Annotated in this window: 15 protein-coding genes; 9 read left to right on the top strand and 6 right to left on the bottom strand. The window is 60.8% G+C overall.

What is annotated here, in order from left to right:
* The first annotated feature begins 70 nt into the window (after positions 1–70).
* Entirely contained in the window at positions 71–3,091 is a 3,021-nt protein-coding gene (locus tag KVG87_RS10145) for an Ig-like domain-containing protein (RefSeq protein ID WP_217850569.1), read from the top strand.
* A 167-nt stretch (positions 3,092–3,258) separates the two neighbouring features.
* Here KVG87_RS10145 and KVG87_RS10140 read toward each other — a convergent pair whose 3' ends face one another.
* On the bottom strand, positions 3,259–11,112 hold the full coding sequence (locus KVG87_RS10140; protein WP_217850568.1) for a retention module-containing protein: 7,854 nt from the start codon (positions 11,110–11,112) through the stop codon (positions 3,259–3,261).
* A 532-nt stretch (positions 11,113–11,644) separates the two neighbouring features.
* Between KVG87_RS10140 and KVG87_RS10135 the strand changes: the two genes are divergently transcribed.
* The 3 genes from KVG87_RS10135 (at position 11,645) to KVG87_RS10125 (ending at position 16,696) form a co-directional block, all read left to right on the top strand.
* A complete protein-coding gene (locus KVG87_RS10135) occupies positions 11,645–13,003 on the top strand; it encodes a TolC family outer membrane protein (RefSeq protein ID WP_016771146.1) in 1,359 nt (452 codons plus the stop codon).
* Positions 13,004–13,164: 161 nt separating this feature from the next.
* Entirely contained in the window at positions 13,165–15,324 is a 2,160-nt protein-coding gene (locus KVG87_RS10130; protein WP_217850567.1) for a type I secretion system permease/ATPase, read from the top strand.
* Positions 15,325–15,334: 10 nt separating this feature from the next.
* Positions 15,335–16,696 carry an HlyD family type I secretion periplasmic adaptor subunit gene (locus KVG87_RS10125; protein ID WP_039761043.1) on the top strand — a complete coding sequence of 454 codons (1,362 nt, stop codon included), beginning with the start codon at positions 15,335–15,337 and terminating at the stop codon, positions 16,694–16,696.
* Between the two features lie 118 nt (positions 16,697–16,814).
* On the opposite strand, the gene KVG87_RS10120 is transcribed toward KVG87_RS10125, so the two are convergent.
* Positions 16,815–17,411, bottom strand: coding sequence for a tRNA-uridine aminocarboxypropyltransferase (locus KVG87_RS10120; protein ID WP_217850566.1), 597 nt, complete (start codon positions 17,409–17,411; stop codon positions 16,815–16,817).
* Positions 17,412–17,417: 6 nt separating this feature from the next.
* Positions 17,418–18,311: a LysR family transcriptional regulator gene (locus KVG87_RS10115; RefSeq protein WP_217850564.1), complete on the bottom strand. Its 894-nt coding sequence runs from the start codon at positions 18,309–18,311 to the stop codon at positions 17,418–17,420.
* 342 nt (positions 18,312–18,653) lie between these two features.
* Between KVG87_RS10115 and speB the strand changes: the two genes are divergently transcribed.
* The 4 genes from speB (at position 18,654) to KVG87_RS10095 (ending at position 23,130) form a co-directional block, all read left to right on the top strand.
* A complete protein-coding gene (gene speB / locus KVG87_RS10110; RefSeq protein ID WP_003222717.1) occupies positions 18,654–19,604 on the top strand; it encodes an agmatinase in 951 nt (316 codons plus the stop codon).
* A gap of 10 nt (positions 19,605–19,614) precedes the next feature.
* Entirely contained in the window at positions 19,615–20,037 is a 423-nt protein-coding gene (locus KVG87_RS10105) for a YybH family protein (protein WP_122505894.1), read from the top strand.
* A gap of 51 nt (positions 20,038–20,088) precedes the next feature.
* Positions 20,089–21,591, top strand: a complete 1,503-nt coding sequence (locus tag KVG87_RS10100; protein WP_076566505.1) for a purine-cytosine permease family protein — start codon at positions 20,089–20,091, stop codon at positions 21,589–21,591.
* A gap of 159 nt (positions 21,592–21,750) precedes the next feature.
* Positions 21,751–23,130, top strand: a complete 1,380-nt coding sequence (locus tag KVG87_RS10095; protein ID WP_110601986.1) for a sodium:solute symporter family protein — start codon at positions 21,751–21,753, stop codon at positions 23,128–23,130.
* Between the two features lie 161 nt (positions 23,131–23,291).
* On the opposite strand, the gene KVG87_RS26020 is transcribed toward KVG87_RS10095, so the two are convergent.
* Both KVG87_RS26020 and ptrR read right to left on the bottom strand, forming a co-directional pair.
* Positions 23,292–23,420 (bottom strand): PA1414 family protein, encoded by a 129-nt coding sequence (locus KVG87_RS26020; RefSeq protein WP_003184145.1) that lies wholly within the window; start codon positions 23,418–23,420, stop codon positions 23,292–23,294.
* 142 nt (positions 23,421–23,562) lie between these two features.
* The gene (gene ptrR, locus KVG87_RS10090) at positions 23,563–24,456 is read right to left on the bottom strand and encodes a putrescine utilization regulator PtrR (RefSeq protein ID WP_076566500.1); all 894 of its coding nucleotides are present in this window, start codon (positions 24,454–24,456) and stop codon (positions 23,563–23,565) included.
* 103 nt (positions 24,457–24,559) lie between these two features.
* Between ptrR and KVG87_RS10085 the strand changes: the two genes are divergently transcribed.
* Entirely contained in the window at positions 24,560–25,741 is a 1,182-nt protein-coding gene (locus KVG87_RS10085) for an MFS transporter (RefSeq protein ID WP_217850562.1), read from the top strand.
* On the opposite strand, the gene KVG87_RS10080 is transcribed toward KVG87_RS10085, so the two are convergent.
* The gene (locus KVG87_RS10080; protein ID WP_041478962.1) at positions 25,689–26,618 is read right to left on the bottom strand and encodes a DMT family transporter; all 930 of its coding nucleotides are present in this window, start codon (positions 26,616–26,618) and stop codon (positions 25,689–25,691) included. The genes KVG87_RS10085 and KVG87_RS10080 overlap by 53 nt on opposite strands.
* Positions 26,619–26,752 lie beyond the last annotated feature (134 nt).

The raw sequence follows: 26,752 nt of genomic DNA, 5'->3' as shown, positions 1-26,752 counted from the left end.
TCGCATGCTTAATTCTTCCGTATCGGCGCTGACAGCCCAGGTAAGCGCCCCGTGTGGAAGGCGAAAATTCATGACCAGCTCACAATACCTGATATTCCCTCCTGCGCCGCGTTCCGGTATCGGTGTGCTGGCCCTCTATCCGCCGCAACCACTCCTGCACAAGCTGCAAACTGACAAGAGCTACGGTATCAACATCGCCATGGTTGCTCAGAACATTAACGGATTGGGCTTCAGTCTCCCGGCGTATCTGTCTCAAGCCCTCGGTGACCGTATCGAAGTCTTCCTCGATAGACCCGATGTCACCAACCCTTCGTCCGTGATTGATTTCGCCCTTACAGAGGACGATTTTGAGGCCGATGGAAAGACCCCTAAAACCGTACTTTTTTACATTACAGCTGAAACCCTCGAGGAGAAATTCCTGCCGTTTACCGACGTCAGGCTGGATTGCTGGATTAGAGTCACGAGACTGAGCGGCAACCCAGGGGAATCGCCACACTCACAACTCTGGTTCAAACATCCCGCTCCGGGCGAAGCGGACATTGACGGCGGCAAGCCTTCCAATCAGGGCCTCAAGCTGCCAATCGCATCGGAAAGTATCGTCGATCAGAACGTCATCAAAGATGGCATGGAAGTCACGGTCAAGCATTACTTCAATCAGCAGATCGGCGATACGGTCGTGCTGACATTTGGTTCGCTTCGGCTGGACTTCGTCGTGACCGACGACTCGGCCGACATCGTTTTCAATCTGACGCCTGACTTGCTCGGCAAATTGCAACAAACCAGCAATCTGGTGGTGCGCTGGAGCGTTTATGACGTTGTCGAGAACTCCAGTGGTTTTTCGGAACCGCTCATTCTGCCGTTCAAGCCCATAATAACTCTGCTGACCGCGCCGATTTTCGAGCAGTCCGATGCCGACGACGTAATACACCATGACTGGCTTGCAGGCGGCCCGACGAACATTCTCCTGACGGGCAGTTTTGCGATCAACGATGTGATCGCCCTGACACTGGAAGGATTCACCCGAAACAACGTGCCAGTCACTCATACCTATTCTTTAACGGTGACCGTAGACAGCAAGACACTGAACTTTCCCGTGGAAAATTTCCGCATTCAAAATGTGATAGGTGGAAGTTTACGGGCAACTTATATCCTGACCAGAGCAGGTCAGTCCAAACTTTCCAAACCTGCTGACGTCACCGTTGCGGGTAAATCCTTGCCACTGGGAGCACCGGAGGTCACCCCACTGGTGGAAGGTGAGCTGGCAGTCGACACTGCCAAAGCCTTTATAAATGTCGCCAGTTTCTGGCCCTTGAAACAAGGGGCAGAGGTCAAGCTGCATTGGCAGACCACAGACATCAACGGCAAGTTGGTACGGTTCACTTGGGGACAGCTTGTAACCGATCCTTCGAAGCCCATTGTTTTCGAGGCCGAGAACGAGTACATCAAGCCCTACGCCAGCGCGAGACTGGCCGTGCAGGCCACCATCACCAATCCCGGCGAAAGTGAAGTCTTTTCCGATATCGCGCAGTTGAAGATCGGCGATCCCAAGGAGCTTGTCCTCACGCCGCCCTCACTGGTATCGCCTTTCACTAATCCGCTTGATCCCTTGGCAGCGCTGCCGAGCATGCTGGTGGAATATCTCGATGCCAAGACCGAGAAGGTCCGTCTGGTGTGCACACCACTGCCCTTGGGATTTGATCGCTTCCCGCTGGTAGAGCTTGATTCGGCCAAACAAGCCCGCTTTCCGTTCGACAGGCGCCTGATCGTGGCGCTTCACGGTGAAACCGTGCGATTCAAATTCAACCTGAATCAGGACGGCAAGAAAATCGGATCTTCTCCGGAAACTGAGGTTTCTTTCAAACTGATCGCTGATCAGGATCCCAGGTTTCCGAGACCGCGAATCATTGGCATTGATAACGCAATCCTGGACGTAAAAAAACTGACCAGCGCAGACAAATTGGCGGTCAACCTCTGGCACGGACAACGGCCGGGCCAGAGCATGACGCTGGTGCTGATCGGCATCGACAGCAAAGACAACCCTGTTCGCCACGTCATCATCAACGCGGAGGCGAGCGTCACCAGCGCCGGGCTGATACGGGAACTGTCAACGCCGACGCTGGAAGTGTTGAAAAATCTCAAAAGCGGCAGTACGGCGACATTGATATTTTCCGTGCGCCTGGGGTTGCGCGGCAATCCAGTGGAATTTCCCCACCAGACCTATCAGATCGAATCTCTGGTTGAGCTGCAGCCGGTCATCACACTGATTAAGGACTCGCAGAACAGGGAGATTCCGCATACCGACCTGACGGTTGATCCGAATGTCACGGTCGAGGGAACTGCAAGCGTAGAACAGCAGGTTGAAGTTCTGGTGAATGGCGAGTCGGTGGAGACGTTGACCACAGACAAGGACGGGAAATTTTCAACACTATTGAAGGGGCTCGTTGTCGATGTACTGACAGTCGTGCAGATTCGAGCACTCTATGGCGACGGTCTTCTCTCGCCTTTACGCTCGTTCACGCTGCGCCGAGCGCTACAAGTCAACAACAATGCCATGGCCCTGTCAGGACTGAGGGTTTATGCATGGCCCCACACTCACAGTGCAGATTTTCCAAACAATACCCAAATCCGCGCCGCCGTCCCGTCTACAGGCGTCCACCCGATCACCTACAGAAGCAGTAATCCGAACGTGGCATATGTCGACGGCAACGGGAAAGTCACGGGCATACGTAACGGCAATACGTACATTACCGTACAGGACCGATTCAGCTCATTTTCTTATTACGTCAGTGTGACGAATGTTTATCAGTTGGCTATCGGCGGCTACGGCATGACACACCAAGAGGCGCTCAACTGGCGATACAGCATTTCGGGCGCAGTACCAATGAGCAGAGCACTGCACGCCATGCAAGTTGTATATGGTCCCGACCCTTATTGGCCAATAGCCGCTGGAGGGATCTACAGGATGTGTGATGAAAGCGGTTGTCCCGGCAACCTGCGAGCGATATATGGACATGCCAACGGCGGAATTTATTGCCATTCGGACCTGAACGCCCGATGGGCTCCATGGTGTATCTATCCCATTTACGGATAAACCGGCCTCTTCGCGAGCAGGCTCGCTCCCACAGTTTCACCGCTCTCCCCTGTGGGAGCGAGCCTGCTCGCGAAGGCTGACTTAAAGACAACACGTCTCTACAGACAGACAAAACCCACCGTCCCGAATCAACCGGGGCGGCGGGTTTTGTTGTTTCAGACGTCAGCTCAGACCGTATCCACCTTCAACGAATGATCATTGAGCATGCCGCTGATGATCGTCGCTGTGTCGTGACCGCTGGCAATCATGCCGCCCGCCCCTGGTGTCACGCCGTAATGGCTGGCGAGGTTGACGCCGGCCAGGTCGATGGTCTGGCTCGGCGCGGCGCCGGCCATGGCGCTGACGTCGATGCTGGTCATCACCGAGGCGCCGCTGCCGCTGACGGTGAAGTGCAGATAGTCGTCCAGCGACGCGGTACTGGCGTTTTCGCCTTGCAGCAGTTGCGACAGATCGAGCCTGTCGGTACCGGGGGTGAAATCGGTAATCAGGTCATGGCCGCTGTTGCCCTTGAGCCACTGGAAGGTGTCGGCCCCTGCCCCGCCCGTCAGCGTATTGTTGCCCATGCCACCGATCAGCAAGTCATCGCCAGCGCCGCCATTGAGGAAGTCGTTGCCGAGGCCACCGTTGATCACGTTGTTGTTGCCGTCGCCGGTGAGGCTGTCGTTGAAGTTCGAGCCGATCAGGTTTTCGATACCGGTCAACGTGTCAGTACCGGCGCCGAGGGTGTTCTGCGCACCGAGCAGGCCGAGATTGACGGTGACGGCGGCTGTGGCGTGGGCGTAGCTGGCGGTGTCGCTGCCAGTGCCGCCGTCGAGCAGGTCATTGCCGGCACCGCTGTAGAGCAAGTCGTTGCCAGCGTCGCCGTGCATTTCGTTATTGCCGGAGCCTGCCGTGAGTACGTCGTTGCCGTCGCCGGCATTGATCACGTTGTTGCCGCTTCCCGCCACCAACACATCGTCGCCAGCAGTGCCGGTCAGGGTGTGGCCGTCCTGATAGCTGATGCTGACGTTGGCCGTGTCGCTGCCGCCGTGGTTGTCGTTGGCGGCGTAAGTGCCGTGGTAGTCCGGCGTGATGTCGTGGGCCGCGGCGTAGTTGAGGGTCATGGTCAGCTGGTAGTTCTCCGCCGCGTTCGGGTTGCCGCCACCATTACCAATGTTGGTGATGTGGATCTGGTAGACGCCGTCCGCCGAGGCGCTGAGGGTCTGGCCGTCCGCCAGCGCCATCCAGGCACCGCCGTTGAGCGAATACTCCATGCTGATCTTACCGGCACCCAGATTGTGATCCAGATTGAGGGTTTCGCCCTGACGCAGATTGACGGTTATGCGGTCTTCATCGTTGGCATTGCTGTTGCTCACCATGCCCAGATAACCGCTGACCACCAGCACGGCGGTCATGGTCGCGGCATTGGCGCTGAAGGCGCTGCGCACATTGGCCAGATTCTGATTGGCCGCATTGTTGTTCTGCCCAGTGAAACCGATCAGGCCGGTGCCGGTGAAGTCCGCCGCTTTGGACACCCAACCGGTATTGAAACTGGTGGGTGTGGCGTTGAGGTTGTCGCCGTTCGGATCGGTGTCATTGGCCAGCAACAGCTCGCCCGGCACCACGATGTTGCCTGACAGCACGTTGGTGATGACGTGATCGTCCATCGCCACCGGTGGCGCGTTGGGGATCACTTTCACCGTCAGGGAGGAGCTGGCCAGATCGCCGTCGTTGTCGCTGACGGTGAAGCCGATGTTTTCGGTGATCACCACGGCGGTGGTTTTCTGCGAGGTGTAGCTGTATTCGCCGGTATCGAGGTTGACCACCAGCGTGCCGCTGTTGTTGGTGGCGATACTGACGGTGTTGTTGGCGGTATTGAAAGTGCCGTGGTTGGCGCCACCGCTCGCGGTCAACGAACCCTGGCCACTGAGGGCTTTCGGGTCGTAGGTGTAGGTGGTGCCGTCGACCACGATCGACTTGATGAAACCGCCATCGGCGCCGAACGAACCGCCCTCGCCCAGCAGCGAACCGGTGACCGGCGCGCCCTGCACGGTGCCGGAGAGCACCGAGTTGAGCTGGTTGAGATCGGTGACCACCACCGCATTGGTGTTGGTGTGGTTGATGCCGTCGTAGGCCAGCGGATCGAGGTTGGCGTTGCTCACGCCACTGCCCAGACCGATTGCATAGTTCTTGATGTTGTTGGCGTCGAGGAAGTTTTTCAGCGCGGCTTCGTCAGCCGTGCCGATGTCGCCCTCGTTGGGCTTGCCGTCGGAGAAGAAGTAGCCGACGTTCTGTGCCCCGGTGAGTTTGCCGGAGGTGTTGAAAGCGGTCTGCATCACCGCCACGGCGGCGTCGTAGTTCGTGCCGCCGCCGGCGTTGAGGCCGGCGAGCAATGTCTTGGCAGTAGCGACATCGACCCACACCGTGGTGCGGTCGGCGGCACTGCTGCTGAACGTCACCAACTGCACTTTCACATCGCCCAGATCATCGTACTTGTCGAGCAAGGCGCCAATGGCCTGCTTGGCCAGTGCCAGCCGCGACAGGCCCGGCACGCCAGAGGGATCGGCCATGCTGCCGGAGATGTCGAGGACGATGAGAATGTTGGAATCGATCTCCACTGCGGTAACCGAGCGATCCGAGGCAACGGCTTTCGGTATGTCGTCGACGATGTTGACCACGAGGGTGCTGTTGGTGCTGTTGCCCAGCGCATCGGTGGCTTTGTAGGTGAACGTTTCGCTGAGCGTGTTCGGCCCGTCGTTGGCGCTCGGCGCGGTTTTCGGCGCCGAGGTCAGCGTGTAGGTGTAGGTGCCGTCAGCGTTGAGCTGCAGTTGCCCGTAGCTGCCGGTGGCGTTACCGACCAGGGTGTACGTGATCGCGCCGCTGCCACCACTGACCGAACCGACCAGCGTGCCGCTGGCGGTTTCGCCGGTGTTGCCCGGTTCGCTGCCGGTGACCGTGCCGGGAGCCAGGTCGGCGCCATCCTTGCTCAGGTCGAGGGCTTTTTCGTAGACCGTCACATCCTGATCGACCGAGGCGACCAGTTTGCTGTCGGCGACATTGATGGTCAGCGTCGTGGTGCTTTCATCGCCATCGCTGTCACGGATGGTGTAGGTGAACGTGTCGGTCGCGCCCGGCGGGCTCACCGAGTTCGGGTTGCTGTGGTAAACCGCATTGCCCGCCGCGTCGAGGGTCAGGTAGCCGTAGTTGCCGTTGATGTTGCTGTTGCTGTTGAGCCCGCCGCTGGCCGACGTCGCGGTGTTGCTGCCGGCGCGCACGCCGACCACCGTGGCGGCACCATCGGCGCCGCTGAGGTCATTGCCGAGCACACTGACATTGACCGTGCCGCCCTCCGCTACCGAGCCGGTATCGGCGTTGGCAGTCGGCAAATCGTCGACGATGTTGACGTTGATCTGACCGCTGGCGGTACTGCCATCGGTATCAGTGGCGACCACGTCAAAGCTCTCGCTGAGGCTGTTGGCGCCGTTGGCGTTCGGATGAGCTTCGTTGTCGACCAGGGTGTAGCTGTAACTGACCACGCCGGTGGCCGGATCGTAACCGGTGATGGTGAACGTACTGCCCAATGGCGAGACCACCGATTGCGGCAAACCGGCGGCGACGCCATTGCTGATCACCGCAATGCCGCCGACCGTGAGGGTTTGCAGGCCATCAAGCGCAGTGACGGTGAAGCTGCCGCTTTGGGTCAGCGCCGAGGTGTTGGGGCTGCTGCCGTCGCTGAGGTTTTTCTCGTAGACGGTGATTTCGCCGCCCTTCACATCGAGGCCGTCGAGGCACACCGGATCGTCGTTGTTATGAATGTTCAGCACCAGGTTGGCGGTGCTGGTGTCGCCGTCCGCGTCGGTGATGGTGTAGGCGAAGGTTTCCGTGCCGTTGCCGCCGCCATGGAGGTTTTTGAAGTCGGCGTCGTTGGCGTCCAGCGTGTAGGTGTAAGTGCCGTTGGCGTTGAGCACCAGCGTGCCGTAAGTGCCGGTGAAAGTACCGGCGGTTACCGGGCCGCTGGAGACGCGGTCGGCGCCCTGCACGTCGTTGTCGAGGACGTTGCCGGTCAGGGTCACCTGGGCTTCTGTTGCGCTGTCGGCATTGCTGTCATTCAGCGCCTTCGGCACGTCATCGACGATGCTCACAACGATCGTGCTGGTGACGACATTGCCCAGCGAATCGGTGGCCTGATAGGTGAAGGTTTCGCTCAGGCCGTTGGCGCCGTCGTCAGCGTGCGGCGTAGTGGTCGCTGGCGAAGTCAGGGTGTAGGTGTAAGTGCCATTGGCATTGAGAACGATCTGCCCGTAGTTGCCGGTAGCGCTGCCGACCAGTGCATAGCTGATCGCACCGACTGCACCGGTGACCGAGCCGACCAGGGTGCCGGAAGCGGTTTCGCCAGTGCTGTTCGGATCGCTGCCGACCACACTGCCCGCTGCCAGATCCTGGCCGTCCCTGGTCAGGTCGAGAGCTTTTTCGTAGACGGTGACGTCAGTGTCACTGACCGCTTTCAGGCAGCTGTTGTAGACGTCGATGGTGATCGTCGTGGTGCTTTCGTCGCCGTCGGCATCGCGCACGGTGTAGGTGAACACATCCACCGCGCCCGGGCCGTTCACCGTGTTGGGATTGCTGTGATAAACCGCGTTGCCGTTGGCATCCAGGGTGAGGTAGCCGTAGGTGCCGTTGATCTGCGTATTGAGTCCGCCGATGGCCGAGGTCGAAGTGTCGGCACCGACACGCACGCCGACCACTGCGCCGGTAACCGCCGGGCCATCCGCGCCGCCGACATCGTTGTTGAGTACGTTGCCGCTGACGGTACCGCCCTCCGCCACCGAAGCCGCGTCCGCATGCGCGGTCGGCAAATCATCGACGATATTGACGTTGATCTGGCCGCTGGCGGTACTGCCATCGGTGTCCGTCGCGACGACGTCGAAGTTCTCGGTGAGGCTGTTGGCGCCGTTGGCGGTTGGATGGGCTTCGTTGTCGGCCAGGGTGTAGCTGTAGCTGACCACGCCGGTCGCCGGATCATAACCGCTGATGGTCAAGGTGCTGCCCAGCGGTGTGATCACCGATTGCGGGAAACCTGCGGCCACGCCATTGGTGATCACGGCGATGCCGCCGACTGTGAGGGTCTGCAGACCATCGAGAGCGCTGACGGTGAAAGTGCCGTTCTGGGTCAGCGCCGGGGTGTTGGGGCTGGTGCCGTCGCTGAGGTTTTTTTCGTAGACGGTGAGTTCGCCACCGTTGACGTCGAGGCCGTTGAGCAGCACCGGGTCGTCGTTGTTGTGGATGTCCAATACGAGATTGGCAGTGCTGGTGTCGCCATCGGCATCAGTGATGGTGTAGGCGAAGGTCTCCGTGCCGTTGCCGCCGCCGGTCAAGGCTTTGAAATCAGCATCGCTGGTATTCAGGGTGTAGGTGTAAGTGCCGTTGGCGTTCAGAACCAAGGTGCCGTAAGTACCAGTGAATGTACCGGCCGTGACTGGACCAGTGGGCACGCGGTCGGCGCCTTGCACGTCGTTGGTCAGGACGTTGCCGGTCAGGGTCAGTTGGCTTTCCGAGGCGGTGCCGTTGCTGTCATCGTTGGCTTTCGGCAGGTCGTCGACGATGTTCACGTCCAGCGTGCCGGTGGCGGTGGTGCCGTTGTCATCGACTACCGTGACTGCGAACTGCTCAGGCAGATTGTTCGCACCGTTGGCGTTCGGATGCGCTTCGTTGTCGGCCAGGGTGTAGCTGTAACTGACCACACCGGTTGCAGCGTTGAAACCAGTAATCGTCAGCGTGCTGCCCAGCGGCGTGGTGATCGATTGCGGGAAGCCTGCGGCGACGCCATTGGTCACCACGGCAATTCCACCAACAGTCAGCGTGGTGACGCCGTCCAGTGCGGTGATGGTGAACGTGCCGTTTTGCGTCAGTGCGCCAGTGTCCGGGGCGCTGCCGTCGCTGAGGTTTTTTTCGTAGATCGTCAGCTCGCCACCGGCGACGTTCAGGCCGTCGATGATTACCGGATCGTCGTTGTTGTGGATCTGCAGAACCAGATTGGCAGTGCTGGAATCGCCGTCGGCATCGGTAATGGTATAGGCAAAGGTTTCCGTGCCGTTGCCGCCGCCGGTCAAGGCTTTGAAGTCGGCATCGCTGGTATTCAGGGTGTAGGTGTAAGTGCCGTCGGCGTTCAGAACCAATGTACCGAAAGTACCAGTGAAAGTGCCCGGCGTAACCGGGCCGGTAGGTACGCGGTCGGCACCTTGCACGTCGTTGGTAAGGACGTTGCCGGTCAGGGTCAGTTGGCTTTCCGAGGCGGTACCGTTGCTGTCGTCGTTGGCTTTCGGCAGGTCGTCGACGATGTTGACGTCGAGGGTACCGGTGGCGGTGGTGCCGTTGTCATCGACCACCGTGACTGCGAACTGCTCAGGCAGATTATTCGCGCCGTTGGCGTTCGGATGCGCTTCGTTGTCGGCCAGGGTGTAGCTGTAACTCACTACACCGGTTGCAGCGTTGAAACCAGTAATCGTCAGCGTGCTGCCCAGTGGCGTGGTGATCGATTGCGGGAAGCCTGCGGCAACGCCATTGGTCACCACGGCAATTCCACCAACAGTCAGCGTGGTGACGCCGTCCAGTGCAGTGATGGTGAACGTGCCGTTTTGCGTCAGCGCGCCAGTATCCGGAGCGCTGCCGTCGCTGAGGTTTTTTTCGTAAACCGTGAGCTCGCCGCCAGCGACGTTCAGGCCGTCGATGGTGACTGGATCGTCGTTGTTGTGGATCTGCAGAACCAGATTGGCGCTGCTGCTATCGCCGTCGGCATCGGTGATGGTGTAGGCGAAGGTTTCAGTGCCGTTACCGCCGCCGGTCAAGGCTTTGAAATCGGCATCGCTGGTGTTCAGGGTATAGGTGTAGGTGCCGTCGGCGTTCAGAACCAAGGTGCCGTAGGTACCGGTGAATGTACCGGGCGTGACTGGACCGGTGGGTACGCGGTCGGCGCCTTGCACGTCGTTGGTGAGGACGTTTCCGGTCAGGGTCAGCAAGGTTTCCGAGGCAATGCCGTTGGCGTCGTCAAACGCTTTTGGCACGTCGTCGGTGATGTTCACGTCCAGCGTGCCAGTGGCGCTGTCGCCATTACTGTCGGTGGCGATCACGGTGAACGGTTCGCTGAGGTTGTTCACGCCGTCGCCGGCCGCGTGGGTTTCGTTGCCGTTGAGGGTGTAGCTGTAGCTTACCGTGCCAGTGGCCGCGTTATAACCGGTGATGGTCAGGGTGTTGCCCAGTTGCGTGGTGATCGACTGGGGAAAGCCGATCGGCACGCCGCCAACAATCACGTTGATGCCGCCGATGCTCAGGCTGTTCAAACCATCCGCTGCCGAGACCGTGAAGCTGCCACTTTGCGTCAGCGCGCCTGGATTGGCCGCTGTACCGTCAGGCAGATTGGCTTCATTGAGGTTCAGCTCGCCATCCGCCCCATTGAGGCCGTTGAGGATGACCGGGTTGTTCACTGGTGGCGGTGGCACCACGACCGGCGCTGGCGTGTCGTCGCCATTGTCGATGTCCGCGTCGCGACGATACTCGGGAAATTCGGGAATGCCGTTGAAGCCGGCGGTAGGGAAACCAATGATCGGATCGACTCGGCCGCCGACTTCGGTCAGCAGAACGAAACTGTGCCCGCCGCCCAGTTCACCGGTGTTGCCGGTGGGCGCGTTGGGGCCGGCCGCAGTGGCTTCGGCAGTTTTGCTTGGGTCTTCACCGGCGGCGATGGCTTGCTGGATTTGCTCGACATCGGTCAGTTGCGCCTGGCTCGGGGTCTGGGCTTCGTCGACGTTCACCGGCACAGCCTGGTCGGCCAGCAATTGCCCGGTCATGGTGATGCTGCTGCCGCGGCCGAGGGTCAATTCCTCGCCGTTTTGCAGTTTCATTGCCACCGCGCCTTCCGCGCCGGTGATCAGTTGATCGCCAGCGTACAAACGATCGCCTTCGAACAGCGGACGCTTGATGCCGTCGCTCGCCTGGGCGAACACCTGACCAATGACTTTTGTGACCGTACCGATGAGCGCTGCCATGTGAAATCCTCCGCTGCCGACCACCGTCGGCACAGGTTCGCGAAGCAGCCCATGGCTCAATCGGGTTGCCGGGGGCGACGCTCGCACCCTCGACAGTTCGTTTCGCAGGCCCGGTTTGAGGTGAATTGTCAGCGCTATCAAGCACTTGCCAACCCTGTTCAATCCGCCGACCCACTAGCGCTACGTAACGGTGGTGAATCACCTGAGTGACAAAAATCTGTCGCTCATTCGCCGTTACGCGTCCCTCCCCTTCAGCAGTACTTCGCAGTGTCTCGCAAAGTGAATGGAACTTTCCTCAAGCCTTTTCGAGCTCCCTAAAGCGCATAAAACAAAGGCTTTCGAGCTGAACAATGTGCTGCTTTTGAAAAACCGCATAAGTTTTTTTTGGAATAAACCTTATGAAAATTTTTTCTTAGCTACGCTCTAGGATGTTCTTAGCTCTGTTGTTACAAGAGTGAAACGCTTACACCCAAAATTTACGTCAAATATTTGGCGACGGTAACACAACATTGAGATCCAGGGAGATGCACCCATGCGCGTTTTAACCCCCCTCTGCAGCGCGGTTTTGCTGGCCATGGCTTGCACTTCCCAAGCCCAGGCGATGAACCTCACCGAGGCGATTCAGAGCACCATCGCCACCCACCCGGAGCTGGCTTCGCGCGTGGACGCCCGCTTGTCAGCGGATGAACAGGTGAAAGTGGCCAAGGGCGGGTTTTATCCGTCGGTCGATCTGAACGCTGCCTACGGTCGCGGTTACAGCGACAATACCAATACCCGCGCTTTCGGTAACCACAACACCGAAATCCTCAATTACACCCAGTCGGAGCTGCGCTTGCGGCAGATGATCTTTGACGGTTTCAACACCGCCAACGAGGTCGAGCGCACCAAGGGCGTGTCCAACTCGCGCGCCTACTACGCGCAGGGCACCGCGCAGGATCTGGCCCTGCGCACGATCGAGGTCTACCTCGAAGTGCTCAAGCGGCGTGAACTGGTGACGCTGGCGAAGAACAATTTGCAGGCGCACTTGCGCGTCAACGATCAGATCGGCCTGCGCACCGAGCGCGGCATCGGCAGCACTGCAGACTCCGATCAATCGGTTGCCCGTCGTGCACTGGCGCAGAACAACCTCGACACCGCCGAAGTCGATCTGGCCGACGCCGAATCGAATTTCTACAGTGTGGTCGGACGCATGCCCGATGAGCTGGAAACCCCGGCCTCGACTCGCGGTGAGATGCCGCCGGACCTGCGTGAAGCGCAGCAGAGCATGGTCGACAACAACCCTTACCTGAAATCGGCCCAGGCTGACGTGCAGTCCGCCGAGAGCCAGTACGAAGTGGCCAAGTCGCCGTTCTACCCGCGCTTCGACGCGGAAGCGGCAGTGGGCGCGAACAACAACGTGCAGGGCGACGAAGGCCACGACAACGAATGGCGTGTCGGTGTGGTGATGAACTACAACCTGTTCCGTGGCGGCAGCGACAAGGCACGTCTGGCCGCGAATGCCCACGACATCAATCAGGCCATGGACATCCGCAACAATGCTTTGCGTCAGCTCAACGAGAACATTCGCTTGGCCTGGAACGCCATGGAAAATGCCAAGAAGCAGACGCCGACCGCTCGCGAATACGCAGAAACCACCAAACGCGTGCGCGCCGCTTATCAGGACCAGTTCGGCCTCGGCCAACGCACCCTGCTCGACCTGCTCGACAGCGAAAACGAGCTGTACAACGCCAACCGTCGCTACACCGAAATCCGCTACACCGAGGAATACTCGATGTACCGCGTGCTGGCGAACATGGGCCAGTTGCTGAGCAAGCAACGCGTGGTGCTGCCGGCTGATGCGATTGCCACGACCGAAGTGAAAAACCAGGCGCGCCTGCCGGAACTGAAATAAACGGTGCAGGAACTGACTTTGCCCTGATCGTTCCCACGCTCTGCGTGGGAATGCCTCAAGGGACGCTCCGCGTCCAGTGACGCGGAGCGTCACGGGCTGCATTCCCACGCAGAGCGTGGGAACGATCCGATAACCGAGCCCGTTCAACAGAGGCAATCACTATGACCAGCATGGAACCCGGCGCCACCGGGGTCGATCCGCGCCTGAGCTTCGACGATCCGTTACTCGACGGTCTGCTGATCCTCTGCAAACTGCACGGCGCCACGGTCAGTCGTGCCAGCCTGAGTGCCGGGCTGCCTCTGAACAAACAACGCCTGAGCCTCGATCTGCTGCCCCGTGCAGCCGCGCGGGCCGGATTGCAGGCGCGCTTGTTGCGCCGTGACCTGAAAGACATTTCGCCGCTGAACCTGCCGATCCTGCTGCTGCTCAACGACGGCCGCACTGCCGTGCTGCGGCGCTTCGGCGAGGACGGCAAAGCCCTGCTGCTGCCCAGCGAAGCCGACGGCGGCGAGCAATGGGTCAGTCGCGAAGAGCTCAGCGAACACTACAGCGGCCAGGCCTTGTTCGCCCGTCCGCGCCACGAACTCGAAGACCTGCGCGCGCCGTTGGTGCCACGGGTAAACGCGTGGTTTCGCGACACTCTCAAACTGTCGAAATGGCTGTACAGCGATGCGATCCTCGCCAGTTTCCTGATCAACCTGCTGGGCCTGATGGTGCCGCTGTTCGTCATGCAGACCTACGATCGCGTGGTGCCCAATCAGGCGACCTCGACTTTGTGGGTGCTGTCGGTCGGCCTGTTGATCGGCACCGGTTTTGAACTGGTGCTGCGCGTGGTGCGTGCGCATCTGCTCGACACCGCCGGCAAGAAAACCGATGTGATCCTCTCGGCAACGTTGTTCGAGCGCATCACCGGCATGTCGATGAAGGCGCGGCCAGCAACCATTGGCGGCTTTGCCCAGAGCATTCACGACTTCCAGGGCCTGCGTGAATTTCTCACTGCCGTGACCCTGACGAGTCTGATCGACTTGCCCTTCGTGGTGTTGATGCTGGTAGTGATCGGCCTGCTCGGTGGCTGGCTGGTGGTGATTCCGCTGCTGGCGTTTCCGATCACCATCATTTTCGCCATGGCGATTCAGGTGCGCCTGCGTGACACCGTGCAGAAAAGCCTGAGCCTCGGCGCCGAGCGTCAGGCGGTGCTGATCGAAACCCTCGGCGGCCTGGAAACCCTCAAGGCCTGCGGCGCCGAAAGCGAGCGCCAGCACAAATGGGAAAGCACCCACGGCGCCCTCACCCGCCTCGACAGCCACGCGCGCAACCTGTCGGCGCTGGCCACCAACGGCACGCTGTTCATCCAGCAGTTTTCCGGGATGGCGACGATTGTGGCCGGGGTCTACAGCATCATCGCCGGCAACCTCAGTGTCGGCGCGCTGGTCGCCACTTACATGCTTGGCAGTCGTGTGCTCGCCCCGCTCGGCCAGATCGCCGGGCTGATCACCCGCTACCAGCAAGCGCAACTGACCATGAAAAGCACCGACGCGCTGATGGCCCTGCCGCAGGAACGCGACGGCAAACAACGGCCACTGGAACGTACGCAGCTGCAAGGCGCCCTCGACGTCAGCGGCGTGACGTTTCACTACAACGGCCAGAATGCGCCGGCGCTGAGCGAGGTCAGCTTCAGCCTGAAACCCGGCGAGCGGGTCGGCATCATCGGCCGCAGCGGCTCGGGCAAAAGCACGTTGGCACGGCTGGTGATGGGCTTCTACGAGGCGGAACAAGGCCAGTTGCTGCTCGACGGCCTCGACTTGCGCCAACTGGACGTGGCTGACCTGCGCCAGCAGATCGGTTATGTCGCCCACGACTTGCCGCTGCTGGCCGGCAGCCTGCGCGACAACCTGACCCTGGGCGCGCGCTACATCAGCGATTCACGCATGCTCGAAGTCGCCGAACTGACTGGCGTCACCGAACTGGCCCGACAACACCCGCAAGGCTTCGACCGACCGGTGGGCGAACGCGGGCAATTGCTTTCCGGCGGCCAACGCCAAGCGGTGTTGCTGGCGCGGGCATTACTGCTCGATCCACCGATCATGCTGCTCGACGAACCCACCAGCGCCATGGACAACAGCAGCGAAGATGCACTGCGGCAGAAACTGCATGGCTGGGTGCAAGGCAAAACCCTGCTGCTGGTCACACACCGCACCTCGATGCTGAGCCTGGTGGACCGGTTGCTGGTGCTGGATAACGGCCGGGTCGTCGCTGACGGCCCGAAGGAAGCAGTCATCGAAGCGCTGCGCAAGGGCCGTGTCGGCTCGGCGGCGGTCTAGGAGTTACGCCATGCCTGCTTCTTCCGATAGCAACAAGCGCGGCTACTTCGACAGCTTCGGCAAAAGTGCCGAAGCCGAGTTCATGCCGGAAACCGCCGGCGCGGCGTTGCAGGATTCGCCGCGCAAATCGCGGATCACCGTGTGGCTGGCGGCAGCGCTGCTGATCGCCGCCCTGGTCTGGGCCAAATTCGCCGTGCTCGAAGAAGTGACCATGGGCGAAGGCAAAGCGATTCCGTCGAGCAAAGTCCAGGTGATCCAGAACCTTGAGGGCGGCATTGTCACCGAGATATTCGTTCGCGAAGGCCAGATGGTCGGCAAGGGCGACACCCTGCTGCGTCTGGATGACACGCGCTTTCGCTCGAACAAGGGCGAAAGCGAGGCCGACCGTTACGCGCTGACCGCACAGGTTGAACGCTTGTCAGCGGAGGCCGAGGGGCGCCCCTTCAAACTCTCCGCTGAAGTCATCGCCAAAGCGCCGCAAGTCGCCGAGGACGAGCGCTCGCTGTACGAGCAACGCCAACGCCGCTTGGCCAGCGAACAGCGCACCCTCAGCGAACAGCTGCGGCAGAAGACCCAGGAACTGGCGGAGTTTCGCTCCAAGCAAGGCCAGTTCAGCTCCAGCCTCGCGTTGTTGCAGCAAGAGATGAACATGTCGGAACCGCTGGTCAAAACCGGCGCCGTTTCACCGGTGGAAATCCTCCGCCTCAGGCGCAGTGCCGTGGAAATTCGCGGTTCGCTGAACGCCACCACGCTGGCGATTCCCCGCGCCGAATCGGCCATCGCCGAGATCCGCAGCAAGATCGACGAATCCGAGCAGACCTTCCGTTCCGAGGCCGCCAAAGAGCTGAATGAGAAACGCACCGACCTGTCGAAAATCACCGCTTCGAGCATCGCCATCGATGACCGCGTCAGCCGTACCACGGTGACTTCACCGGTACGCGGGGTGATCAAGCAGATGAAGGTCAACACCATCGGCGGCGTGGTCCAGCCGGGCAGCGACATGGTCGAAATCGTGCCGCTGGAAGACAACCTGCTGATCGAAGCAAAAGTCCGCCCGCAGGATGTCGCGTTCCTGCATCCGGGCCAGAAAGCCATGGTCAAGTTCAGCGCCTACGACTACACGATTTACGGCGGGCTGAGCGCCAAACTCGAGCTGATCGGCGCCGATACGATTACCGATGACAAGGGCAACAGCTTCTATCTGATTCAAGTGCGCACCGACAAGAATCACCTGGGCGGCGATGTCAAACCGCTGCTGATCATCCCGGGGATGGTGGCGACGGTGGACATCATTACCGGCGAGAAAAGCGTTTTGGATTACCTGCTCAAACCGGTGCTGAAAGCGCGGACCGAGGCGATGCGTGAGCGCTAGTGATCTTTGAATTGCGGTGATTGATCTGGCGCTTTCGCGAGCAGGCTCGCTCCCACAATTGGAATGCATTCCCCTGTGGGAGCGAGCCTGCTCGCGAAGAGGCCTGCACAGACAATGATCATCTGTCGCCATGGTTACGCTGAAAGGTCTCCTCCCCCATCGCCGCAATCTGCCCTTCGATCAGCGCTTCAAACGGCTTGAGCAACGGCGCAAATGTCGTCGGCGCTTCGAGGGTTTCCAGCGCCTGCACGATTGCCTCGATCGTCGACAGCGCCCCCGGCCCCGGTGCCTTGCGCAAGCGATAGCGCGACACGCCGCCCTCGGCCAGCGTCACCCGTGGCAGTGCTGCCAGCAGCGGATTGAGGTGCAGCATCTTGCGCGCTTTGCGCCAGGTGCCGTCCGGGACGACCAGCAACATCGGCTGATCATTTGGCGCGTAGACCTGCAACGGCTGCGCATCCTCAGCCGGGAACAACAAGCGCGCCTGATAGCCCGGCCGGTTCAACAGTTTCGGCAAATCCTCGAATACCTCGCCGACAATCAGCTCGGCATTGCTCAGCCCCAGCGCCGCCAGCCGCGCGGTATTCAGCGCGTGACTGACCTCGCTCGGATGCTGCAGCACCAATACTCGGGTGCGGCTATCGATGTGTGGAATCAATGGACATAGACAATGGGTCTGGGGGCGCAGGCAGCGTGGGCATTGGGCTCGGGACATGATGGGTTACGCCTGATTCAATTGCGCTTTGAGCAAATCGCGGAAGGTCTGGATCAGCGGCTCGCGGCTGCGGCCCCTGCGCATGATCATCGAAAACGGCGCCTGATAACCGAAGGTCGCCGGCAGCAGAACACGCAGATCACCCTTGTCGGCCCAGGCCTGCGCGTAGTGCTCCGGCAGGTAACCGATGTAGGCGCCGGAGAGCACCAGAATCAGCTGCGCTTCCATACTTTCCACGGTCGCGGCGCTGTGTTTGAAACCGTGCCGGGCCAGTTCCGCCTGACTCCAGTAACCGCGCCCGACCATCCGTTGCTGAGTGATGACCTGCTCGGGGATGCGCCGTTCGTTGAACAGTGGATGGCGACTGCTGCAATACAGCCAGTGCTGCTCGCGGTACAGCGGCATGTAGACCAGACCGCTCATGCGCGTGGAAAACGCACCGATGGCCAGATCGAGGCGATTGTCCTGCACGCCGAGCTGCAATTCGTAAGGGCTCATCACCGACAGGTGCAAATGCACCGCCGGGTGTTCCTGACTGTAGGCGCCGATGGCTTCGGCAAACGGCAGGGCCTTGTCGCTGACCGTGGAATCGATCACGCCAAGGTTGAGCGTGCCGCGCAGTTCGCCCTTGAGCGCGGCGGCGTATTGCTCGAAGCCTTCAAGCTCGGCTAGCAGGCGCAGGGTTTCCTGATGGAACAGCTCGCCCTTGCTGGTCAGGCTGAAGCCACCGCGCCCGCGATGGCACAGCACCAGACCGAGCGCGGCTTCGAGCTGGCTCATATAAGTGCTGATCGCCGAGGTCGACAGGTTGAGTTCCTGCTGCGCATTGGCAAAACCCTGATGACGCACGATGCTGACGAAGATGCGCAGGAGTTTCAGGTCGGGTAAGGCGTTGGCCATTTCTGCTCCGGTCACGAGGTAACGCGCGAATACACAGTCCGATGGAGATCATTGTGGGAGCGAGCCTGCTCGCGAAGGCGTCGGGTCAGTCGCCATCGAAGTTGACTGTCACGCCCTCTTCGCGAGCAGGCTCGCTCCCACAGAGTGAGATCTTCAGAGATTCCAGTGGTGCGAAGTCTAAGTCGCTGGCTGGCATTAGTTTAGAAAAATCTGAACTAAGTTTTTGCCCGTAGCGATTCTTCCCCGCCACTACATTTCGCATGATCGGCCCCACAGCGGCGTCCGAACCTGTGCTCCACGGCGCGCCGGCATAAATAAAACAAAGACGATGAGGCCCTACCCGTGGACAAGATTCTTCACCAACCACTGGGCGGCAATGAAATGCCGCGCTTCGGCGGCATCGCCACCATGCTCCGACTTCCCCATGTACCGACCGCTGCCGGCCTAGACGCTGCCTTCGTTGGCGTGCCGCTGGACATCGGCACTTCGCTGCGCCCCGGCACCCGCTTCGGGCCGCGCGATATCCGCACCGAATCGGTGATGATCCGCCCGTACAACATGGCCACCGGCGCCGCACCGTTCGACTCGCTGTCGGTGGCCGACATCGGTGACGTGGCGATCAACACCTTCAACCTGCTCGACGCCGTGCGCATCATCGAAGAAGCCTACGACAACATCCTCGAGCACAACGTCATCCCGATGACGCTGGGTGGCGACCACACCATCACCCTGCCGATCCTGCGCGCGATTCATAAAAAGCACGGCAAGGTTGGCCTGGTGCACATCGATGCGCACGCTGACGTCAACGATCACATGTTCGGCGAGAAGATCGCCCACGGCACCACGTTCCGTCGTGCCGTCGAAGAAGGTCTGCTCGATTGCGATCGCGTGGTGCAGATCGGTTTGCGTGCACAGGGCTACACCGCCGACGACTTCAACTGGAGCCGCGACCAGGGTTTCCGCGTGGTGCAGGCCGAAGAGTGCTGGCACAAGTCGCTGGCGCCGCTGATGGCGGAAGTGCGCGAGAAGGTCGGTGGCGGTCCGGTGTATCTGAGTTTCGATATCGATGGCATCGACCCGGCCTGGGCGCCCGGCACCGGCACCCCGGAAATCGGCGGCCTGACCACCATTCAGGCGATCGAAATCGTCCGTGGCTGTCAGGGCCTCGACCTGATCGGTTGCGATCTGGTAGAAGTCTCGCCCGCTTACGACACCACCGGCAACACCTCGCTGCTGGCCGCCAACCTGCTGTACGAAATGCTCTGCGTACTGCCCGGCGTGGTTCATCGCTGAGGGTCGGGTCATGCACGCACGTGATCAGGTTCTGCACGCGGCCGCCGAGTTGGTCGCCGCGTTTGCCCGTAACGATCGCGAAGCTTACTTCGGGGCGTTCAGCGCCGATGCCAGCTTCGTTTTCTACACCCTCGACCAGCCATTGCTGTCGCGCGATGCCTATCAGGCGTTGTGGGACCGCTGGCGTGCCGAGGATGGATTCGAGGTGCTGTCGTGCACCTCGAGCAACGCCTTTGTCAGCCTGCAGGGTGACGTGGCGATTTTCATCCATGACGTGGCCACCGAGCTGCGCATGCAAGGGGAGCAACACTTCAGCCAGGAGCGCGAGACGATTGTTTTCAGAAGACAAGCGTCGAGCCTAGAACAACAAGGCCTATGGCTGGCCTGTCACGAACATTTGTCCGCAATGCCGGAAGGGCTGCCACCCCCTTAGCCAATGGTGACGCTCACGCACGATGAGCGCGCCTGATGATCGGAGCAGATCATGAATAACAACAACAACGAAAAAAGCCTTAGCAGCATCGAAACAAACGGGGTCGAACAGATCCCGGATCATGAGCGCGACGCCCGACCCAGCGACCTGTTTCGCTTGATCTTCGGCGGCGCCAATACGTTTGCCACCGCTGTGCTCGGCAGTTTCCCGGTGCTGTTCGGCCTGTCGTTTCAGGCCGGTGTCTGGGCGATTGTGCTGGGTGTGGTGGTCGGTGCGCTGATCCTCGCGCCGATGGGCCTGTTCGGCCCGCTCAACGGCACCAACAACGCCGTGTCTTCCGGTGCGCACTTCGGCGTGCACGGGCGGATTGTCGGGTCGTTCCTGTCGTTGCTGACGGCAATCGCGTTCTTCTCGCTGTCAGTGTGGAGCTCGGGTGATGCGCTGGTCGGCGGTGCCAAACGCCTCGTCGATTTGCCGGAAACCGACCTGACCCTGGGCCTGGCCTACGGTCTGTTCGCGCTGCTGGTGCTGACCGTGTGCATCTACGGTTTCCGCATCATGCTGTGGGTCAACCGCATCGCGGTATGGGCCGCGAGCCTGTTGTTCCTGCTCGGCATCTTCGCCTTCGCCCCCGCTTTCGACAGCCAGTACGCCGGCAGCGTGGCGCTGGGTCAGGCCGGGTTCTGGGCGGCATTCATCGGCGCTGCACTGGTGGCGATGAGCAACCCGATTTCCTTCGGTGCGTTCCTCGGCGACTGGTCGCGCTACATCCCGCGTGAGACGCCGAAGGGCCGGATCATGCTGGCGGTGATCGCCGCGCAACTGGCGACGTTGATCCCATTCCTGTTCGGCCTTGCCACCGCCACCATCGTCGCGATCAAGGCGCCGGACTACATCGCCGCGAACAACTATGTCGGCGGCTTGCTGGCCGTGTCGCCGAGCTGGTTCTTCCTGCCGGTGTGCCTAATTGCGGTGATCGGCGGCATGTCCACCGGCACCACGTCGCTGTATGGCACCGGGCTGGACATGTCCAGCGTGTTCCCGCGCGTGCTGTCCCGGGTCAAGGCGACCTTGCTGATCGGCGTGCTGTCGATCGCCTTCATCTTCATCGGCCGTTTCGCGGCGAACCTGGTGCAGAGCGTGTCGACCTTCGCCGTGCTGATCATCACCTGCACCACCCCGTGGATGGTGATCATGATCATCGGTCTGCTGGTGCGGCGCGGCTTCTACTGCCCGGATGACCTGCAAGTGTTCACTCGCGGCGAACAGGGCGGACGCTACTGGTTCAACCACGGCTGGAACTGGCGCGGTCTCGGTGCATGGATTCCGAGTGCGCTGGTCGGCCTGTGCTTCGTCAACCTGCCGGGGCAGTTCGTCGGCCCGCTGGGCGAATTGGCCGGTGGCATCGACATCAGCTTGCCGGTGACATTGGGCCTGGCGTCGGTGGTGTATCTGACGCTGCTGCGCCTGTTCCCCGAACCTCGGGAAGTGTTTGGGCCAACGGATGTGCGCAGTGAAGCCGCCATAAAACCCGAACTACGTCAGGCCGCCTGACACGAATCCCCTGTGGGAGCGAGCCTGCTCGCGAAGACTTCAGCACATCCAACATTGGTGTGACTGACAGACCGCCTTCGCGAGCAGGCTCGCTCCCACAGGAAGCCTTGCAGACCCCATTTGCTTGACCATAAAAAAGACAATCGGAGACACGCCATCATGGCTTTGGATTTATTCGTCGTACTCATTTATGCCGCTGCGATGCTGATTCTCGGCTACTACGGCATGCGCAAGGCCAAGACCCACGAAGACTATCTGGTTGCCGGGCGTAATCTTGGACCATCGCTGTACATGGGCACCATGGCAGCAACCGTACTCGGCGGCGCGTCCACCGTCGGCACGGTCCGTCTGGGCTACGTGCACGGCATTTCCGGTTTTTGGCTGTGCGCGGCACTGGGCTGCGGCATCGTCGCGCTGAACCTGTTCCTCGCCAAGCCCTTGCTGAAACTCAAGGTATTCACCGTTACCCAGGTCCTGGAGAAGCGCTACAACCCGATGGCGCGTACCGCCAGTGCGACCATCATGCTCGCTTACGCGCTGATGATCGGCGTGACCTCGATTCTGGCGATCGGCACCGTGCTGCAAGTGTTGTTCGGCCTGCCCTTCTGGATTTCCGTACTGCTGGGCGGCGGTATCGTGGTGACTTATTCAACGATCGGCGGCATGTGGTCGCTGACCCTGACGGACATCGTCCAGTTCGGCATCCAGACGGTGGGCCTGATGTTCGTGTTGTTGCCGATCTGCCTGTACCGCGTAGGCGGCTGGGACCAACTGGTCGCGCAACTGCCGGCGGCCAGCTTCAACTTCACCAGCATCGGCTGGGACACGATCATTACCTACTTCATGATCTACTTCTTCGGCATCCTGATCGGCCAGGACATCTGGCAGCGGGTGTTCACCGCCAAAAGCGAAAAGGTCGCCAAGTACGCCGGCACCTCGGCCGGGATCTACTGCATCATTTACGGCCTGGTCTGCGCCTTGATCGGCATGGCTGCGCATGTGCTGATTCCGGATCTGGACAACGTCAACAACGCGTTCGCCGCCATCGTCAAAGTCTCGCTGCCCGACGGCATCCGTGGCCTGGTGATCGCTGCCGCACTGGCGGCGATGATGTCCACCGCCAGCGCCGGCCTGCTCGCCGCGTCCACCACGCTTACCGAAGACCTGCTGCCGAAACTGCGCGGCGGCAAACAGTCCAACGTCGCGGTCAGCCGTCTGTTTACGCTGCTGACCGGGATCGCGGTGTTGGGCATTGCTCTGGTCGTCAATGACGTGATCAGCGCGTTGACCCTGGCTTACAACCTTTTGGTCGGCGGCATGCTGATTCCGCTGATGGGCGCGATTTTCTGGAAGCGTGCGACCACTGCCGGGGCGATCAGCGCGATGACGCTGGGCTTTATCACGGCGCTGGTGTTCATGGTCAAGGACGGCATGGACGCGAACTCGCCAATCTATTACAGCCTGGGTGTCAGCCTGGTGAGCTTCGTACTGGTCAGCCTGTTCTCGCCGCGCCCGGCGACCGTGGCCACTGCGGTGTGAATCGACAGTAACGAGGTGATGTTTTCTTCAGCGGGTGTGGCGTCGGTGGCCACACCCGTTTTTTTCGCTTGGCGAAAAGCAAAAGATCGCAGCCTTCGGCAGCTCCTACCATTTGTAGAAACTGCCGACGGCTGCGATCTTGAAATCTCTGATCGCAGGTATTAACGGCGACGTGGCTGGCGTCGGCGCTGTTCGTCGTCCGTGCGAATCGGTACCGGTTGCAGAGGCGGTTCGATCAAACCGAGGGCAACTCCCAAATCGTGCAGCCAGTTCTGGATTTTCTCTTTCATCGTCATGCCCCCTTCAGGGTGGTGCTGAGCGGCCGGAATTCTGAGGCCGCTTCGCACTGATAATAGTCCGAAGTCCTACGCAATGCTCGGCCAAATCCGCAATGATCTGTTACTGAATTGAACAGAATCTGTTGCGATTGGTTCACGCTGTTTCACGGACTTCATGCAAAGCCACGGGATAGACCGCTTGCTGCACGTCGATCCAGGCATTCAGGTTGGCCCCGGCCATACCCTTGCGCCACATGAGCCACGTTGTCGCACCCGCGAACGGCTCGGCCAACGGATGCACGGCGACGCTTTCGCGACCTGGCAAGCTGGCCAACATCGACTCGGCCATCAACGCCACACCACTGCCGGCAATCACACAGGCGAGCATGCCCTGATACGACTCGATCTCCATCGGCCGGCCCATCGCCGCGTGGTAATGAGAGAACCACGCTTCCAGACGCATGCGATATGAACAGCCCTGACGGAAGGTGAATACCGAGCGCCCCTCGACATCCCGCGCGCTGTGCACCGGTGGATGGTCGATTTCAGTAATCAGCACCAGCCGCTCCTCGCACAACGGCACGCCATCGAGCCCGGCCAGTTCCAGCGGTCCGTCGACCAATGCCGCGTCGAGGCGACCGGTGAGCAACCCTTCGAGCAATTCCCCGGTCGGTGCCGATTGCACCTGCAAATTCACCATCGGGTATTGCTTGTGATAACGCGCCAGCAACGCCGGCAGATGGATCGCCGCCGTGCTGTACATGGTGCCCAGCACGAAATCCCCGGCCGGTTGCCCGCCCATCACCGCCGCACTGGCTTGATCGCGCAGAGCGAAAAGTTTGCCGGTGTAGTCGAGCAGGACCTTGCCCGCCGGCGACAGCTGCAAGCGCTGCCGTTCGCGGACGAACAGTTCGACACCCAACTGCTCTTCGAGCTGTTTCAGCCGCGTCGACAGATTTGATGGCACGCGATGCAGGCGCTCGGCGGCGCGGGTGATCGAGCCTTCCTCGGCGACCGCCTGGAATATCCGCAGTTGGCTGAATTCCACTGCTTTCTCCTTAACAGAACAAGTTACTCACTATTATTCAATTTTAAAGAAAGTCAATCGATCCTAGCCTAACGGTCATTGCTGCCTTGAAGGAAGCCCGACCATGTCGCCGCTGATACGTTTATCCGCCTGTTTCGTTGCCCTGATGATGGCCATGGGCATTGGCCGTTTCGCCCTGACACCTCAGATGCCGCACCTGCTCAGCGAAGGGCAGATCGACCTCACCGCTGCCGGGCTGATCGCGGCGGCCAACTACTTCGGCTATCTGCTCGGTGCCGTGGATGCGATGTTCGCCCAGCGGCCGCAGCAGGTGCAGCGTCGCCTGCATGGCGGGCTGTGGCTGTGCGTGCTGCTGACCCTGGCGTCGTTCTGGGCCAACGGTTTCTGGTCGCACCTGCTATTGCGCTTTGGCACCGGGGTGGCGAGTGCCTGGGTGCTGGTGATGATCACTTCGCTCAGTCAGCCGCTGGCGGCGGCAGCGGGTCGCCCGCGCTGGGGTGCTCTGGTTTTTGCCGGACCGGGTCTGGGGATTTTTCTCACAGGGTTGTTGGCGCTGGTCTCACATCGCTTGCAGCAGACATCGGCAACTCTGTGGCTGATTTACGCGGCCGCCGCGTTGCTGATGATGCTCGGCGTCTGGCGGTTGTTGCCGCAGCCCACGGCGGCAGCGAGACCAGCGACAATGCATGTGAAAACAGCGAATCGAGGCATTGGCCGACTGGCACTGGTGTATGCGCTGTACGGCATCGGCTACATCATTCCGGCAACGTTCCTGTCGCAGATGGCCAACGCGCAGTTTCACGGCCAGTGGCAGGCGGATCTGTTCTGGCCGTGCTTTGGCCTCGGCGCGGCGATCGGTGTGTGGTTGGTGAGTCTGCGCCGACATGATCCCGAGACCACGCGGCACTGGCTGATGGCGACGTTGTGGCTGCAAGCGGCCGGAGTGTTCGCCTGTCTGCTGGGCAGCGGCGTCGGCCTGGCGCTGGGGGTGATCCTCTGCGGCACGCCGTTTCTGGCCTGCATGCAACTGGTCATGCAGCGTTCGCGAGAGCTGGCGCCCCACGCCACTCAGCGCAACGCCGGGATGCTCACGGCGTGCTTCGCTGTCGGCCAGCTGAGCGGCCCGCTGCTGGCGGCGCTGAGCAGCCATTTCAGCGGCGGCTTGCAGCCGGCGCTGCTGATCGCCGGTGCCGGCCTGTTGCTGGCCGGCGCGCTGGCGATGCAGGCCAAGGCTACTGGCCCAGCGCCTTGCGCAAACGCCGACGCAGCCACTGTTCGGCGCTGACGAAAGTGATGCCGAGCAGCACCAGCACGGCGCCGATGACAAAGTTCAGGCTCAACTGTTCGCCGAGCAGCAGCACGCCGAAGGTCACGCCAAACAATGGCGTCATGAACGAGAACACCGCAAGGTTGGCCGCCAGATAACGGCGCAGCAGCCAGAACCACACCAGGTAACTGAAGAACGACACCACCAGGCCCTGGAACAGCACACTGGCCACCGCCACGGTGGTCAGGCTGACGTGGGTGATCTGGCCGCTGAACAACGCGATCAACAGCAGGCCGATGAAACCGACCAGCAACTGATAAAACAGGGTCAATGTCACCGGCGCTTCCGACAGTCGCGAGGCCCGCACCACCACGGTGGTCGCGCCCCAACAGGCGCCGGCCAATACGCCGAAGGCATCGCCCAGCAGCATGCGCCGATCAAGGTTGTCCCACGACACACCGCCGGCGAAGGCAATCGCGATGCCGATGAACGCCAGCAGAATCCCCAGCCATTGCAACGGGCGCAACCGCTCGCTGGCCAGCAGGAAATGCACGCCGAGTGCGGTGAAGATCGGCGCGGTATACAAGAACACCGACATGTGCGCGGCGGTGGTCAATTGCAGGCCTTCGGCGATAAACAGGAATTCCAGACCAAACAGCGCACCGGCCAGCAAACCGCCGCGCCAGGTGCTGCCGACCTGATCCCAACCGCCCTTCCAGCAGATCAGCAAACCGACAAGCAAAGCCGAGATTCCTGAACGCCCTGCCGCTTGCATCACCGGCGCGATGTCAGTCGCCGCCCATTTGATCAGGACTTGCTGCACACCCCAGATCAGGCACAGGCCGATCATCACTTGCAGTGCAAAACCGTCGGCATTGCGCCGCTCGGCACTCACCGCATCACCTCGAACACACACAACATGGCAGGCCATCCAATGGTCAGAAAACAGTGTCGGGGATTATCAATCAGTCGCGCGGAAAAAGCCGTCTGGAAAAGACCTTTATTTGGTCAGTGGCGTCAGCGCTGAAT

The sequence above is a fragment of the Pseudomonas siliginis genome, from assembly GCF_019145195.1.
GTDB lineage: Bacteria > Pseudomonadota > Gammaproteobacteria > Pseudomonadales > Pseudomonadaceae > Aquipseudomonas > Aquipseudomonas siliginis.
Note: the sequence above shows the minus strand (reverse complement) of the source record. Positions and strands in the feature narration are given on the sequence as shown.

Excerpts from the sequence above, each read along its gene's own strand:
- KVG87_RS10145 (WP_217850569.1), top strand. The coding sequence starts at position 71 with ATGACCAGCTCACAATACCTGATATTCCCTCCTGCGCCGCGTTCCGGT.
- KVG87_RS10140 (WP_217850568.1), bottom strand. The coding sequence starts at position 11,112 with ATGGCAGCGCTCATCGGTACGGTCACAAAAGTCATTGGTCAGGTGTTC.
- KVG87_RS10135 (WP_016771146.1), top strand. The coding sequence starts at position 11,645 with ATGCGCGTTTTAACCCCCCTCTGCAGCGCGGTTTTGCTGGCCATGGCT.
- KVG87_RS10130 (WP_217850567.1), top strand. The coding sequence starts at position 13,165 with ATGACCAGCATGGAACCCGGCGCCACCGGGGTCGATCCGCGCCTGAGC.
- KVG87_RS10125 (WP_039761043.1), top strand. The coding sequence starts at position 15,335 with ATGCCTGCTTCTTCCGATAGCAACAAGCGCGGCTACTTCGACAGCTTC.
- KVG87_RS10120 (WP_217850566.1), bottom strand. The coding sequence starts at position 17,411 with ATGTCCCGAGCCCAATGCCCACGCTGCCTGCGCCCCCAGACCCATTGT.
- KVG87_RS10115 (WP_217850564.1), bottom strand. The coding sequence starts at position 18,311 with ATGGCCAACGCCTTACCCGACCTGAAACTCCTGCGCATCTTCGTCAGC.
- KVG87_RS10105 (WP_122505894.1), top strand. The coding sequence starts at position 19,615 with ATGCACGCACGTGATCAGGTTCTGCACGCGGCCGCCGAGTTGGTCGCC.
- KVG87_RS10100 (WP_076566505.1), top strand. The coding sequence starts at position 20,089 with ATGAATAACAACAACAACGAAAAAAGCCTTAGCAGCATCGAAACAAAC.
- KVG87_RS10095 (WP_110601986.1), top strand. The coding sequence starts at position 21,751 with ATGGCTTTGGATTTATTCGTCGTACTCATTTATGCCGCTGCGATGCTG.
- KVG87_RS26020 (WP_003184145.1), bottom strand. The coding sequence starts at position 23,420 with ATGAAAGAGAAAATCCAGAACTGGCTGCACGATTTGGGAGTTGCCCTC.
- KVG87_RS10085 (WP_217850562.1), top strand. The coding sequence starts at position 24,560 with ATGTCGCCGCTGATACGTTTATCCGCCTGTTTCGTTGCCCTGATGATG.